The organism is Paenibacillus glucanolyticus, from assembly GCF_037333485.1.
Taxonomy (GTDB): domain Bacteria; phylum Bacillota; class Bacilli; order Paenibacillales; family Paenibacillaceae; genus Paenibacillus_AQ; species Paenibacillus_AQ glucanolyticus.
The window spans coordinates 1857831-1873823 of record NZ_CP147845.1 but is presented as its reverse complement, the minus strand read 5'-3'; the positions used below and the strand labels follow the sequence as shown (position 1 = coordinate 1873823).

The following is a 15993-nucleotide window of genomic DNA, read 5'->3' as shown; positions in this document are numbered from 1 at the left end:
AGAAAAAAATCAGTCCTCCTTCCTCATTCGCACATCCACATATATAAAACCCTTCATATGCCAGTTCATGAAACAGAACACATATCACATCCCATTCGGGAACATTAAGAGTTCAATCTCAAACGTACCGTATTAGTTAAGTAGTTGTTAGATGCATCATGTGGATTTCAACCAAGGGCTAACTTCAACTTCACCCGACCCGAATAGGTCAACGAAAGCCTATGCATCGCCCTGGTGCAAGCAATAGAATGAGATGGAACCTCACATAGACAAAAACCAGGCTGCAATTACATGCATACCTGGTTTTTTTGCGTCCTTAACGCTGGTTTTTCGTCTGATATAAATACAACGTGGTCGGGGCAAAAATAGCGATAAACAGCACACTAACACCGATACCGGCCATAATCTCCGTCATGCTTGCTATGCCGCTCATCAGCCCCCTGACGGTGGCTGCTGCTATGCTGATCGGATTCAATTCAATGAGAATCCCGATCCATCCCGGCATCGTCGCCGTATCCACCAGAATGTTGCTGGCGAACAATAGCGGGTATATCGCAATCATGCTGGACCCTGAAACCGTCTCTGGACGTTTAGCTATAACGCCAATCATCGCAAAAATCCAGCTGACGCTAAATGCAAACAACAGGATGAAGACAACAGCGCACATCACTTGGATCAAGCTGCCTTCCGGACGGAAGCCCAGCGCAAGCCCCGTTCCAAGGGCAACGATAACGCCCACCGCATAACGCAGACCGTCCGTAAGGATCGAACCGATGACGGATGCTGGCTGCCAAAAGGGCAGTGTTCGAAAACGGTTGTATACCCCTTTGGTAATATCCGAACAGATCGTAGTTCCGCTGTAAACCGTCATGGGAACGACCGTTAAGATCAGGATGCCAGGCAAGAGGAATTGAATATAGACCCCGGTCGATCCGGCAATGGCTCCGCCAAACAAATAATTAAATATGAGCAGCAGCAGAATCGGTGACAGAATCGCATCCATCACAAGACTAAATCCGTTATTCTTCGTATGCTGCCAAGTTCTCCACATGAAGATACGGATAGCCGTGAATGCATGGGGAGGGCCGGAGACTGGGTGGGGCGGAGGAAGCATGCTGCCGACCGGATTACTTGTGTGATGGCTTAAACTCATGGAGTCCCCCCTTTCCTGGTCAAGGCCAGGAATACCTCATCCAGACTCGGTTCGCTCAGGGAAAAATCTTCAATCGCAATCCCGTTCTCCATCAATGTATGAATGGCCTGATTGGCCAGGCTCGCTTCCAACACCGGAATCTTGTATAACCGCAGGTGATCGCCCTGCCATACCCTTAGCCCATGCTCATCGTTCAGCAAAGCTCTGATCTTATGCCAATCTCCCTGCTCCGTTAATGTGATCGACAACGTCCGGCCACCGATGGACGCCTTCAACTGCTGTGGAGTCCCTTCCGCAATAATCCTGCCTTTATCAATGACAGCGATCCGGTCCGCCATTCGGTCCGCCTCCTCCAGGTATTGTGTTGTCAACAGCACGGTGGTTCCCTGCTGCAAGAGCGTCTTCACAATGTCCCACACCTGCATCCGACTTTGTGGGTCAAGGCCCGTCGTCGGCTCATCCAGAAAAATAACATCCGGCTTGGTCACGATACTTGCCGCAATGTCGAGTCGTCTCCGCATGCCTCCAGAATATTGCTGCACTGTGCGGTCCTTCGCCTCACCAAGCCCGAAGGATTCCATCAGTTCCTCGCTTATGGAACGGGCGGTTTTCGCAGAATACCCGTAAAGTCTTGAAATCAGCATTAGATTTTGAAGTCCGGACAACCCTTCGTCCAGTGCTGCAAACTGGCCTGTCAGGCTAATCTTCTTCCGGACGTTTCGAGCATCTTTTACGATATCAAATCCGGCAACTTGCGCAGAACCGGCATCCGGCTTCAGGAGCGTTGATAGCATATGGATGGTGGTTGTTTTTCCGGCACCGTTCGGGCCCAGCAAGGCCAGCAGCTCTCCTTGCTTCAATCGCAGATCAATGCCTTGAACGACCTCGATACCGTTATATGATTTGCGAAGCTTCCTGGCTTCAATGGCATATGGCAAGTTTCACAGCTCCTCCTTATGATCAGAGACCCAATCTGCAAGCGTGGCTGCCGGCCGCCCCGTGACCTGCTCCACCGTTGGCAATACCGTATAACCGATCTCTGGCGGATTTTTCCCCATTTGCACAAAAAACTCTATCGATTCCTCATCGTAGCCCTACACTCTCCATTGATCTCTCGCTTGTTCCTCCGTCAGCTCTTCAAAGCGAATATTTTTGCCGGTCACTTCGCTTATGATCCGAACCGCTTCCCTACGGGAGAGGGCTTCCGGCCCTGTCAGAAAATACTCCTGCCCATGGTGTCCTTCTTCAACCAGTGCCGTTACGGCAACACGTGCGATGTCGGCCTCATGTATTCTAGCGCTCAAGGCATGACCGAACGGCTCCCGGACAACCTCCTCCGTTCGAATCGACTCCCTCCAATCCACCAGGATATTCGCCATAAATTCGCCTGGCTTCAGCAAAGTCCATTCCATTCCACTCGCTCTAAGCGCTGCTTCAACAGGCCCTTCTTCAAAACCCACCAGTACCGTCACCCGTTTAACGCCTGCCTGCTCTGCCAGTTCAATGATCCGCGGATCGGTCTGAAGGGTTCCATAAGCCTCATCGCTCGATGTGATCACATGAAGTGCAGTGACTCCTTGCAGGGCAGGCACCAGGCTGTCCGGCTCGTTCAGATCTCCGGCAAGCACCTGAACGCCAGCCGGTAATTTCGCTTGTTGTGGATTGCGCGATATCGCTCTAACTTCCTTCCCCTGCTGTACAAGTTGTTTCACAATGTGCCTTCCCACGGTCCCCGTAGCGCCTGTCACTAAAATAGTCATTTTGAATATCCTCCTTGGAAATAGGTTACTGTTCATGATTTGATTTCGTAGCGATTTCGTATGTTCTCTAACTCTTGCAGAAGGTCATCCTTCAGTTCGGGCGGCGATAGGATCTCCACCTTCGAGCCATAACTGAAGGATGACCGAGATGGCATAAGCTGTGGTATAAAAGATAGTGTGGACGTCAACATATCCCTCAACGGAGATGAAAGCTTCCGGGAATTGCTCGGTCACACGAGGTCCAATGGATGAATCGAAGCGGAGATGCGCTTGAATCCCCGGTGCCTTCTTCTCTTCCCGGCCTTCCTCCAGGTTCTCACGTGGAAGGAAGGTCTCGCTGGATGCTTCAAGAGCGGATATACGCGATACTCTGAAGATTCGCTTCGCTTGTTTGAACAAGCAGTAAGCCTCCAAATACCACACGCCCTGCTCCCAGTAAAGATGGAGCGGCTCTACCTGCCGTTCGGAGCAGCTGCCGGATGCGCTGGTGTAAGTAAATTTAATAAGGTTGGATCGGTCCATGGCATGCAGTATCGATTGAACCCACGTTCTCTCACGCTCCGATGTGCTCATGTCAAATATGATTTGTTCATGACATCCTCCGTTCAACAAGGCAGGCTGCAGGGTTCCGAGTTTGTTCATGATGGTGGTGTACTTTCCCTTAGCAGTTCCTTCTATGCCCTTTAAGAGATTATAGATAGCCAAAAAGTCATCAACGGAGAAGTGCTGTCTCGTCAGATAGAAACCGCTCATTAATTCAAACCCGCCATCCGCACCCGTAAAGGAAGCAACCGGAATGCCGGCTTGGTTAATGAGGTCCACATCGCGGTAGATCGTACGAACCGAGACCTCATACCGGGCAGCAAGCGCGGTTGCCGTCACTCTTTTTTTTTGTCAATAATTCCATCGTAATGCCAAGCAACCGGTCAAGTTTCATCGATAACACTCCTCGCGCTTGCACACTTTTTGGACTTCTGGATTGAATGATAAATTATGAATCCTGACATCTAGTATGTCAGGATTCAATGGCATTGAATATATTTTATTGCTGCATGCAAGTCCCTTTTTGGGACTTGCATGGCGCGATCGGGAATTATAAAGTAAGCCTGTCCATTGATCAGGTCAAATAAAAGAAGAAGCCATAGATCGTCAGATCAAGGCTTCTTCTTTTATATTTCATCTATTATGAATTTTTCATATGATGTATTTTTAATATAATTTCAATTATTGCGCAACGTACCGTGCAGAGTCGGAGGCATGCTTGGATGACGGTTGACCCTATGACGGACATGAACTTATTTCACCGCATTTCCTTCTGCCATCAATTCCTGTGCATAGTCATTCAGATTAATGGACTCGCCTTGATTCAGCCTCGATTTCTCGGCTGCGAACGCAATGAGATGGCTCCTCACGGAGGCACTGGCCGACGTTAGACTCTCCTGCCCGTTATAGCTGCGGACCTCGTTCAGGAAACTGGCCACAATTCCGCTGTCGCCACCGCCATGGCCGCTGGACTGCGAAGGGATCGTTATCTCCGTTTTCTGGCCTGTCAGAAAATCAAAGACCGTAATTTTGTCTTCCTCTCCCCGAAGCTCGCCTCGTGTCCCCATGATCTGGATTCTGCGCTCCTGTTCATACGTAAACCCGCACATGCTGAACATTGCGGTGGCACCGCCCTCAAATTCCATATTGACGACCTGATGGTCGACCACATTGTTGTCGCTCCTGTACACGCAGCGGCCATAGTCCGTTTCGCGAAGCCCCTGAATAATGTTCGGCTTGGTCAGCTCCTGGGTAAAATGCCCGGCCCAGCCCTTATACTCCTGGCTCAGATAAAACCTCGGAGCCGAGTATGGGCAGGTGGCTTCCACCTGGCAGTCCAAGCAGCGGTCAGCCGATCCTTCCGGTGCCTGCTCCTCGCGAAAATGCATTAATGAGCCAAAAGAAGTGACCTGCGTGCACGGCCGGTCCATCAACCAGGACAGCACGTCCATGTCATGGCAGGACTTAGCCAGAATCATCGGGCTGGCCTTATCGGAGTTATTCCAGTTTCCCCGTACAAAGCTGTGCGCAATATGCCAATATCCTACGTTCTCATTCAGTTGGATCGAAGCGACCTCACCGATCGTTCCCTCCTGAATTACGCGCTTGATGGCACTCCAAAAAGGGGTATACCTCAGAACATGGCATATGGTCAGCAGCCTGTTGTTCCGAACAGCCGCCTGCTCCATCATAAGACATTCCTTCGGTTCCGGAGACATCGGCTTCTCCAACAGTACATGGTACTGTTTATCCAGCGCCTGCATCGTCGGGCCAAAATGCATACGGTCCTGAGTGCAGATGACGGCAATTTCGGCAAGCTGCGGCTCGGCGAGCAGCGGCTCCCATGATTCGTAACAACGTTCAGGCGGAATTCCGTAGTTCTCGGCAAAACGGGTTCTCCGTGCCGGATCAGCTTCGGCTACTGCCACGAAGGTCAGCTCATGCGGGTAATCGAGGGCATAGGGTGCATAGCCCCCGGCGCCGCGCGCGCCTGCCCCGATCAATATGGCTTTGATTTGTGTCATATCGTGTCGCTCCTTTTATGTTAGGTACTCGTTCACTCGGTGTATCGATCCGCCGCGGACTGGTAGATGGCCAGATAGCGGTCCAATCCCATTTTTTGCAGGGTAGCTACATATTGGTCCCAGTTATCAAAAGACTCATTGCCGGCAATGAATTTATCCCTCATCTCATCCACGTACGTATTAATGTCGGTCTGAATGCTGGTAAGCTCGGACTGTTCATCGGCTGTAAAGTTAAACGGCGGCCAAACCTTGTCTTGAGGTATGACATAGGGCTCCGCTTTTTTGGCGTTCTCTACAGATGTCGGCAAGCCCTCCGCTCCTTTAAAATACTTCTGCGCCACAAAACCTGGATAGTATCCCCCAGGCCAAATCAGATACTGCCCTACCGCCTGGTCCAGATTAAGTCCGTCCGGGTTATTCTTAATATCGTCCACGTATTCCACATTGCCGTCTGCATCCTCCGTGTACGTCTCGTCTTTCCAGCCCATGAAGAACATGCGGATCCCTTCATCGCTGTAGAAATAATCCATCCAACGGACCAGCGCCTCCGGACTCTTCGCTTTGTCTGTCAGGACAAACATTCCGATATTGCCCAGCGGTGAGCCTGTAGCACTGAACATCTGATCGCCGTGCGGACCCTTCAGTACCGGAAGCCCCACATAGCCCTTCTGGTTGTAAATGGCGACCGGATCCACGTTATCGACTACGCCCAGCAGCCCCTCCGTTCCCTTTGCATCCACCTCCGTGCTTTGAACGGACATGATATCCTGCTCCAGCAGGCCATCCTTATACAGCTTGTTCACATACTGAAGCAGTTCTTTGTAACGCGGATCAGACGGGATGAACCGAACCTTACCGCTCTCCGGATCGGTATCCACGTTAATATTGGAGGTTCCGTTATAATTGAGACCGAACGACCCGCGCAAATAATTCACAATACCAGTGGTCTTGACTCCACCCCAGGCATATTCATCCTTCTGGCCGTTTCCGTTCGGGTCCTTCTCTTTGAATGCTTTTAACATATCGTAAAAATCATCCAGCGTTTGCGGTTCGTCCAGCCCAAGCTTGGTCAGCCACTCCGAATTCACCCATGGCGTTCCGTACAGCACGGAACGGAATTCCGGATCATACAGCGTCGGCAGCCCATAAATATGGCCGTCCGGCATCGTGATTCCCTTCTCGATAACCGGATACTTCTCCATCAGCGCCTTGAAGTTCGGGGCATATTGATCGATCAGATCATTCAGCGGGATAAAAGCACCCTGCTTGCCGTATTTCAGCAAGTCAGCCCTCGGGAAGGCAGAGGCGTAGAACATTTCCGGGTAATCACCACCGGCAAGCAGCAGGTTGCGCTTCTCTGCCAAATTATCCTTTTGCACCGTGTCCCACTTTACCTGGATATTCGTCGTTTTCTCATATTCCTGCCAGAGCTTGATGCTGTTCCAGTCGGCGTTGGCAAAGAACTTTCCGGCAAAACCGGTCACCGTGATCTTGTCATTGACAATTGGAAATCCCGTCTCATTAACCTTCGCTCCACCTTCCGCCGAATCCGATTCTGACGCTCCCCCCGAACCCTTCGAGCTGCAGCCCACCACCAGCGATACCGACAACATGCAAGTTAACAGAAGACTTCCCCATTGCTTCAGCTTCATCCCTGATCCTCCCCTTTTCATGTTCCTTCCTCATTATCCATTCAAGGAATTATCCTTTGATGGCCCCAATCATAACGCCTTTGACAAAATACCGCTGCAGGAACGGATAAAGCGCCAGCACCGGAATATTGGCCACGACCAGCACCGCGTATTTGATCCCTTCCACCTCTCTTTGCTGCTTGATCGCGGATTCGGTTGACATTTTGACCATGTCATTCGTTTGCCCCTGAATCAAAATTTCGCGCAGAATGAGCTGCAGCGGAAATTTATCCTTGTCCGACAGATACAGCAGCGCATTGAAAAAAGCATTCCAGTGACCGACCGCATAGAACAGAATGGTTACTGCGATAATCGGCATGGACAGCGGCAGAATGATCCGGGTCAGAATTTTGATGTTCGAGCATCCATCGATGGTCGCGGCCTCCTGCAGCTCGCCCGGTATGGACTGCTGGAAGAAGGTCCGCATAATGATAATGTTCCAGATGGACACCGCATTCGGGATAATCATGACCCACAGCGTATTAAGCATGCCGAGGTTCTTGATCAGCAAGTACGTCGGAATCAGACCACCGCTGAAAAACATGGTAAAGACAAGCAAGGCCATAATGGCATTCCGGCCTACAAAATCCTTCCGGGACAGCGGATAGGCCGCAAGTATGGTCATCGTAAGGTTAATGAGCGTCCCGAGCGACGTGTATACCAGCGTGTTGGTAAAACCGCTGATAATATCCTTGTTCTGAAATATTTTTACGTAAGAGTTCAGGTTGACTCCCTTTGGCCACAGCAGCATCTCGCCCCGGAGCACCGTCTGTGGATCGCTGAACGATGCGCTGAGCACAAACACCAGCGGGTACATGACGATGATGGTGACCAAGGTCAGAATCGTATAGTTGATGATATTGAAAATTCGGTCCCCTCTGGATTCAATTTGCATGGTTCATTAAGCTCCCCTCTTTACCAAAGACTTGTTTCGCTCACACGCCTCGAAATAAAGTTCACAACAACCAGCAAGACAAAGTTGATGATGGAGTTGAACAAACCGATAGCTGCAGAGAAGCTGTACTCGGCATTCTGGATCCCCATTCGGTAAACATAGGTGGCAATAATGTCGGAGCTCTCCATATTCAGATTGTTTTGCATCAGGAGCACCTTCTCGAAACCGATGCCCATGATGCTGCCCATGTTCAGAATGAGAAGAATAATAATCGTCGGCATGATGCCGGGGATGTTAATATGCCATATGCGCTGCAGCCGCGTGGCGCCATCAACCCGCGCAGCTTCATGCAGCTGGTTGTCAATGCCGGCGAGGGCGGCCAAATAAATGATGGAGCTCCAGCCCATGGTCTGCCATACATCCGACAGAACGTATAGCGACTTGAACCAGGAAGGTTCTGTCATGAAATTGATCGGCTGGCCGCCAAACATTTCAATGAAATGATTGATGATACCGTAACGGGGCGACAGAAAAATCATCATCATTCCGACTACGACCACGGTAGACAGAAAATGGGGAGCGTACGTAATTGTCTGCACGAATTTCTTGAATCGTTCAGCCCGGACCTCGTTCATGAGCAAAGCCAGAATGATAGGGATCGGGAAACCGAGGGCAAGGCTGTATAAACCGATGCCTAGCGTGTTTTTGATCAGTCGCCAGAAATAATAGCTGTTGAAGAACCGGTCAAAGTGCTCGAATCCAACCCATGGACTGCCCCAAATCCCTTGCGTTGCTATGAAATCCTTGAAGGCGATTTGGATACCGTACATCGGAACGTACTGGAACAGGATGTAATAGGCGATGACCGGAGAAATCAGAATATAAAGCTGCCAATTCCGCAAGATGCGATTCCACTTGAAGGGGCTGCGTTTCGTTTCGGTTACCGCTTGTACTGCGGGCTGTACGGTTGTTTTAGCCAATTTAGCGTCACCTCGGGTATGTATTAGTCAATTTCTTGTAGCGTAATAATCGTTGATGGATTCCCCCTTATCTTTCTGTAATCAGCCATGCTGCGAAGCTACCGCCTGTGGCCACCGATGGATGGATGCGGTTATTCGGGCGAATATATGTCATATATATTAACGTGGGATAGATCTATAAATAAAATCCGAATAAACGGATGTTGCAACATATAAACTGTATAAATTTTGGATTATTAAGCTCTTTGTTTTGGATTTTATTTGGAGACAAATTGGCATATAGGAGACATGTTCCCTTGCAATAAAGAACATGTAATATCAACGGAAGGAAATTGGATCAATTTTTATATATCCTTATATAAAAAGGAATGAAAACGCAATCAAAAATCCAGTATAGCGATACGAAGATTATTCCACTTCGATTCCAAATAGAGGAAACACTCCAAATATCTCAGCAATTTCACTCATAATAATATAGAGATTTTGTATTGTCAAACATTTTTTGGATTGTTTTGGCGCAAACTTTTTCTCGTTTTGGTGAGAAAAAGTAAAAAAGCAGCAGCCAATTTTCCTATTGGCCGCTGCTTAATGAGTATATAACTATCCTATAACGTTAATGAATCTAACTTTTAATGTGAAAATTAATTTCTGGTGAAGTGAGAGGATTCTCGAACGACTAGAGAACCCGGCAGCAATATTTTGGTCGCCATCGGAAAATGTCCGTCTAAATAATCCACGATGGATTTGGCAGCTACTCTGCCGATTTCGTATTTGGGCACGGAAACGGAGGTTAACGGCGGTGTAGTGTACTGGGCTACATCGATATTGTCCATCCCCACAATCGCAATATCCTCCGGTATGCTGCCATGATTCTCAACAACGGCACGCATCGCAGGTATAGCCAGCATGTCACTGGCACAAAAAACAGCAGTGGGCCATTCCGCCTTCGGAAGCCGTTCCAGAAGCTCGGACATCTTGCTGAAGCTTCGATCCACATTCCATCCTGTATTCATCAGCCACTCCCCCTGCAGCTGCAGGTTCGCTTCAAGCATGGCAAATTTATATCCAACAAACCGTTCTTCGCTCTCCATCTGTTTGGAATAGGCGGGCCCTCCGATATAAGCAATCCGCGTATGTCCTTGATCAATCAAGTGACGTACTGCGGCCCTTGCCGATAGAATGCGGTCACAGTCAACAACAGGCACGGTCAGCCTTTCATCGTTCAGGCTTACGCCCATGATCGCAACACCATTCTGCTGTATCAGTTCAAACAGTTCTTCGTCGTACCAGCTGATGGCAACAATCCCCTCGGCTCCTGTCTCCCTCAGCATCAGCCGTATTTTTTCCGCATCGCCCACTTCCTCGCATGTGCGAACGATAGCTGGAGGCTGCCCGAGCTCCTCCATTTTTTTATGAAAACCGGCTAATACCGTTGAGAAATAAGGGTGATCATCCATCAGGTGCTGGGGAACGATACATGCAATCCGCTTGGCCGCTGTGCCGTTGTTCTCATTAGCGTGTCTGGACGGTTCATGTAGTTTGTAACCAAGTTCAAGTGCCGCTTCCCGGATTTTCTGCTTGGTTTCTTCGCTGACCGGACGGCTGGCATCATTGCTGATTGCCCGCGATACCGTAGATATGGATACCCCGACCCGCTCGGCGATATCTTTAAGCTTAGCCAATCGCACTTCCTCCTCCACAAAATTTGGAACCAAATTTTTCTCCATCCATGATCATAGCATAAACTTTGCCGGTTGGGGGCGTCAAATTGACACTGTTCCACTGATGACAAGCTAGACTCATGGTGCGTGGTCCGGGGCATGCTTGGATGGCTGTCGACCATCTCTGGAATGGTGACCCCCACTCCATCATTGAACTGGCAAGAGGAGGAATGTTGGCGTTGGCGTCGGCGTCTCCCGGATTCCTGTATTCCTGTATTCCGGAGCAGCGTCAATGCCGCTGCTGTATATGTCAGGATCGGTAATCTGGAAGGGAAGCTGACAGGGATATCATTTAAGTCTCAAGCGCAGCATGATCAGGGCTTTTCTCCTTGCCTAACCGGAACAATACAAATGACGCTGCCATGGCAACAGCAACACCAACTGCCCCGATCCAGGTGATGGACGATAAGGAGATCTGCTCTACGGCAACTCCCCCGATTCCTGCACCGGCAGCCATGGACAGCTGCATCATCGATTGGTTCAACCCAAGCATGACACCGGAGGAGTTCGGCTCCAGCTGGACCAGGTTAAACTGCTGCGCCGGACCGCTGGACCAAGCGGCTAACGACCAGACAACAAGGATGACTAACACGGGAATGACTGATGAAGCTGCATGGGTAAAAGTAAGAGCGATTAAGGCAAGAATATGCAGCATCATACCTCCGGTTAATGTGGAAGAAACTCCCCACCGGTCCGTGCTGAATCCCCCAAATTGGGAACCCATGAGGCTGGCTAAGCCAAAAGCGAATAGCGCTGCACTAATCCAGCTTTCATTCAAACCGCTGACCATAAGCAGATAGGGAGACAAGTACGTATAGGCAACGGAATATCCCCCCAGCCAAAAGAACGTGATCGCCAACCCGAGGGCCACTTTAGGCTTCTTGAGCAGCGCGAACTGCTTGAGTAACGGGACCGGTGCATCTCCTTTGGTTATTGGGATTGCCTTGTATAGAACAAACATCGAGATCACACCCAGGATGGCAATAAACCCGAACACCGACTTCCAACCAAAAGCGGCAGCGACCACACGTCCCAGAGGGACGCCGATGATGAGAGAAGCTGTGAACCCCATAATTACCGTCGCGATCGCACTAGCCTGTTTGCCAGGAGCCGCGATTTGGGCAGCAATTCCGAGCGCGGTGACAACGACCATGCCTGCACCCATCGCCATAAGAACGCGCGCAAAAACAAACGGAATATACCCCGGAAGTGCATAGGACAACACATTGGCAATCACAAAGATGCCTAATGAATAAACCAACAGCTTTCTTCTCTCCACCTTGGCTGTCAGTGCCATAAGAATAGGGGTCAGAATGGCGTAAACCATTGAAAATATCGTGATCAGCTGGCCTGCGGCGGTAATCGTAATCCCTAATGAATCCGCGATTTTATCCAAAATTCCAGATATAATATATTCCGACGTTCCTACTAAAAAGCTGACGATAGCCAAAAAATAAACTTTCCAAACACCAGTCATGATTCCACCTCTTTAATATATTTATATATCGCAAATTATCGATGTTTTAACTAATAAAAATACATATCGTAATATGTAGATATGTAATGCAAAACAAGACTGAATATTCCTTATTTCTTAAGGAAGCATTCAGTTCTTGTGCTATATTTCCTGCTTCAAATACTCACCGATTTCACGAATGACTTCTTCGTCCCGCTTATAATACGTAAATTTCCCTAACCGCTCCGTCTTGATCAGGCCCGCCCGATGCAGAATGGATAAATATTGCGATGCGGTGGACTGCGTCATATTCAGCTTCTCAGTCACCTGGCTTACACATACCCCGATTTCTCTCATATCAATCCCTTCGTGGGGCGTAAAATATTGTTCCGGTTCCTTGAGCCACTGCAATATCTCGAGCCTCGATTCATTCGACAACGCTTTAAAAACTTCTATTGGTTTCATACGTATCATTATATCGAGAATCATCGATATGTCAAATGTTATTTCGGAACGACTTGATGCCATATCGTATTGAGTACAGCAGGATGGCCCCAACATGTTCCGGCCCTACAGCTTGCCATCAGCCGCAACGCCTGATTCCACGCCATCTCCGCCTTTGTCCCATTACAGCCGACCGCCGCAACGGCGATCAGCGCACTCCTCATTACCAAACCCCATTTTTTCTCATCGACATCGCTTCCTTCCCTATTTCTCGCAGAATACTTGCCATGATGCTCTTCTAAATGAATCCCTCGGATTTATGCTGCTTGCCCATCTCCTTCATAACAATCGAGTGCCCTAACCCCAGGGTCGGATCCACCGAATTTTTAAAGCGTTTTTATAACTCTCTATATCCCGTCCATTAACATGTACTTTCTTCTTCTGATCGCATGTGTTTTCCTAAGCTAGCGTTACATCACCTGAGCCAAAACGCAAAAAAAACGGCATTTCTGCCGTTTGGGTTAAAAAAGCTTATTTTAAATGAATCTCTATCCAGTCCAGCAATGATTCCTCTGCGGGCTTCCAGCCGAGTAAATTCCGTGCGTGAACCGCACGCACACGACTGTTGGAAGCGATAGCGAACCGCGCCCAATCCCCTAGCTCAGCGATCGCATCCTCAGCGGACCAAGAGACTGTTTTTCCGCCGAACCCGAGCGCTTTACTGACAGCTATGGCGATATCCCCGTAGGATTCCTCTCCGTTTTCAGCGAAGAAATAAGACGCAGACGGAGCTTTCGTAAGCGCCAGCAGATATAGCTGCGCCAAATCCCGAATATGGACGTTGGACCAGCGGTTGACGCCTTTTCCGACATGAACGCCTGCCCCTACCTCACGGGATTTCCGAATGATTTGAGGCAGCTGGTCACTGTCTGTCGGCAATCCAAGCGCCTCTCCATATATCATGGAAGGAACGATTACGACACTTCGGACCGCTTCGTCTCTTCCGGCTCTGCGCACCTGGTTGTTGATTGCTACGCGATCTTCCCGGGTATCCATCGGCGTGAAAGGTGTCTCTTCATCATAAATTTGCTCAGTGACAGCATCTCCCCTGGCATCATCGCCGATCACACTGGACCCGGACGTATGCAAAAAGGGTTTACCGCTGCCGCGCAAAGCCAATATAAAGGTCTCCACAGCGAGACGATGGTCCGAATCCGCCGTATGAATGACCGCATCGCTCTGCTCAGCATAACGGGCGAGAACTTCCGTATCATCCAAGGTACCCAGGACCGAATCGATGCCCAGTTCCTTTAGTGCGTCTATTTTATCCGGATTGCGTACCAAACCGTAAACCGTATGTCCTGCGTCGATCAGTACCTTCGCGACCGATCCGCCGATATATCCTGTAGCACCTGTAACAAATACCTTCATATATGAACGCCTCCTACGAATAAGCTTTAACAAGTTATCCTCATTCTAATGGCAGTCCAATATATAAAACAAATTATGAAATAACGCATTATACATAAAAATATTTATATATGATCCCTTATTCGAGACATCGTTGCATGAAGCTGGGGCAGATGTTTATGTTTGGTTTGATATGCCAAGTACAGTTTGTTGGATATTAAACTTGTATATGCTGCAAAAGCTTCTATACCATTCAAAATCAATCACGATCATCGCCTCCTGTCATCCAATATTCCCCATTTATTCTTCCGTATCACGCTATTCTCCCCCTGAGCAGTCCCCGCACCCTATGTCTGAAATGTAATCACACGCCATCGAAACAGAAATGAACCTCGCCCTGTAAGAAGTGACGAGGTTCATTTCGTTTCTTTCAACCCTTAATCTTCTTCCATGGACCTGCAAGCGTGCGCTTTAATTACAACAGTCCCGACTTCTTCACATTAGCCAGGAAATCATGGAACTCCGGAATATTCAGCTGCTGCGCCGCATCGGACAATGCCGTAGCCGGATCGGGATGAACCTCAACCATGACTCCGTCTGCACCTGCTGCTAGCGCGGCTCTGGCACATGGAGCCAGGATGTCCTTACGGCCCGTGGAATGTGTCACATCCACCAGCACCGGAAGATGCGTCTCTTGTTTCAGGATCGGCACTGCCGAAATGTCCAGCGTGTTTCTGGTCGCCTTCTCATACGTCCGGATGCCGCGTTCAATCAGCATCACCTGCGTATTGCCGCGGGATACGATGTATTCCGCAGCATGCACGAACTCGTCGATCGTAGCTGCAAGACCGCGTTTTAGCAGAACCGGGGTTTGGACGTCTCCGGCTGCTTTTAACAGTTCAAAGTTCTGCATGTTCCGGGCGCCGATCTGAATGACATCAATATATTCGCACGCAAGCTCGATGTGAGTAGGATCCACGATTTCACTGATCGTTTTCAACCCGAACTCGGAGGCCACTTCCTTCAGAATTTTCAAGCCTTCTACACCCAATCCCTGAAAATCGTAAGGCGATGTTCTCGGCTTGAACGCGCCCCCGCGCATCACGGTAATGCCCGCCTCCTTCAGGGCAGCCGCTACCTGGCGCACCTGCTCATAACTCTCGACCGAGCATGGCCCTGCAATCATCACTGGCGTGCCGCTGCCGATGATCGTGTTCCCCAGCTGAATGAGTGTATCTTCCTGTTTCTTCTTCCGGCTGACCAGCAGATGTTTCTTGTGATCGACCTGCTGCAGCTTTAATGATGCCTGGAATATCTGTTTGAACAAATGACGCACCGTCTCATTATCAAAAGGACCTTGGTTAAACTCAACCAGAGTATCCAACATTTTTTTCTCGCGTACCGGATCAAAATCGGGCACTCCCTGCTTCTCTTTCTCCTGACCGATCTCCTGGGCAATCCGCGCCCGTTCAGACAGCAGCTCCAGCAGTTGTAGGTTTACGGAATCGAGCTCCGATCTTAATTGTTCCAAACGTCCTTGACTCATACAGAATCTCTCCCTCTCATTTATCTGATATATAAAAAACAAAAAGACCCCCCGCCCGGAAAGGGACGAGGAGTCGTGGTACCACCCTTATTAGATATGCTGAAAAAAAAGACAAACACATCTCACTTGAACCTCTTAACGCAAGGGTTACGGGTAATCCTACAGCCTGCACACACTGCATTGCAAACGATCAGAATACCAGCTCCGGAATGAACTTCAGCCAAAAACCTTCGCCCGGGCGCTCTCAGTCGGTGGCAGCCCTTTCCTGTCAGGAACGTTATTTCGCTTACTCTTTCCATCATCGCTTGTTTTAACATATCGTGTTAGTTAATTTAGATGCATTGTATTACAGTCAGTACGGATATGCAAG

General features: G+C 49.3%; 11 protein-coding genes and 2 pseudogenes. All 13 read right to left on the bottom strand.

Features of this window, described 5'->3' with window-relative positions:
- Positions 1–316: 316 nt before the first annotated feature.
- Positions 317–1153: an ABC transporter permease gene (locus WDY75_RS09110; protein ID WP_063480294.1), complete on the bottom strand. Its 837-nt coding sequence runs from the start codon at positions 1151–1153 to the stop codon at positions 317–319.
- On the bottom strand, positions 1150–2091 hold the full coding sequence (locus WDY75_RS09105; protein WP_063480295.1) for an ATP-binding cassette domain-containing protein: 942 nt from the start codon (positions 2089–2091) through the stop codon (positions 1150–1152). Before WDY75_RS09105 ends, WDY75_RS09110 begins: the two co-directional genes overlap by 4 nt.
- Positions 2092–2094: 3 nt before the next feature.
- Positions 2095–2913, bottom strand: a pseudogene (locus WDY75_RS09100) (NAD(P)H-binding protein).
- A 32-nt stretch (positions 2914–2945) separates the two neighbouring features.
- Positions 2946–3850, bottom strand: a pseudogene (locus tag WDY75_RS09095) (helix-turn-helix transcriptional regulator).
- 358 nt (positions 3851–4208) lie between these two features.
- Positions 4209–5480: a Gfo/Idh/MocA family protein gene (locus tag WDY75_RS09090; RefSeq protein ID WP_063480296.1), complete on the bottom strand. Its 1272-nt coding sequence runs from the start codon at positions 5478–5480 to the stop codon at positions 4209–4211.
- 32 nt (positions 5481–5512) lie between these two features.
- Complete coding sequence (locus WDY75_RS09085) at positions 5513–7132, bottom strand: extracellular solute-binding protein (protein WP_063480297.1); 1620 nt, start codon at positions 7130–7132, stop codon at positions 5513–5515.
- Positions 7133–7181: 49 nt separating this feature from the next.
- Entirely contained in the window at positions 7182–8066 is an 885-nt protein-coding gene (locus WDY75_RS09080; protein WP_063480298.1) for a carbohydrate ABC transporter permease, read from the bottom strand.
- A gap of 20 nt (positions 8067–8086) precedes the next feature.
- Complete coding sequence (locus WDY75_RS09075) at positions 8087–9046, bottom strand: ABC transporter permease (RefSeq protein ID WP_006211928.1); 960 nt, start codon at positions 9044–9046, stop codon at positions 8087–8089.
- 641 nt (positions 9047–9687) lie between these two features.
- Complete coding sequence (locus tag WDY75_RS09070) at positions 9688–10728, bottom strand: LacI family DNA-binding transcriptional regulator (RefSeq protein ID WP_006211929.1); 1041 nt, start codon at positions 10726–10728, stop codon at positions 9688–9690.
- Positions 10729–11059: 331 nt separating this feature from the next.
- Positions 11060–12244, bottom strand: a complete 1185-nt coding sequence (locus WDY75_RS09065; protein ID WP_063480299.1) for an MFS transporter — start codon at positions 12242–12244, stop codon at positions 11060–11062.
- Between the two features lie 141 nt (positions 12245–12385).
- Positions 12386–12688 carry a helix-turn-helix transcriptional regulator gene (locus WDY75_RS09060; protein WP_036643228.1) on the bottom strand — a complete coding sequence of 101 codons (303 nt, stop codon included), beginning with the start codon at positions 12686–12688 and terminating at the stop codon, positions 12386–12388.
- 510 nt (positions 12689–13198) lie between these two features.
- Positions 13199–14098: an NAD-dependent epimerase/dehydratase family protein gene (locus WDY75_RS09055; RefSeq protein WP_063480300.1), complete on the bottom strand. Its 900-nt coding sequence runs from the start codon at positions 14096–14098 to the stop codon at positions 13199–13201.
- Positions 14099–14552: 454 nt separating this feature from the next.
- Complete coding sequence (locus WDY75_RS09050) at positions 14553–15623, bottom strand: bifunctional 3-deoxy-7-phosphoheptulonate synthase/chorismate mutase (RefSeq protein WP_063480301.1); 1071 nt, start codon at positions 15621–15623, stop codon at positions 14553–14555.
- Positions 15624–15993: the final 370 nt, after the last annotated feature.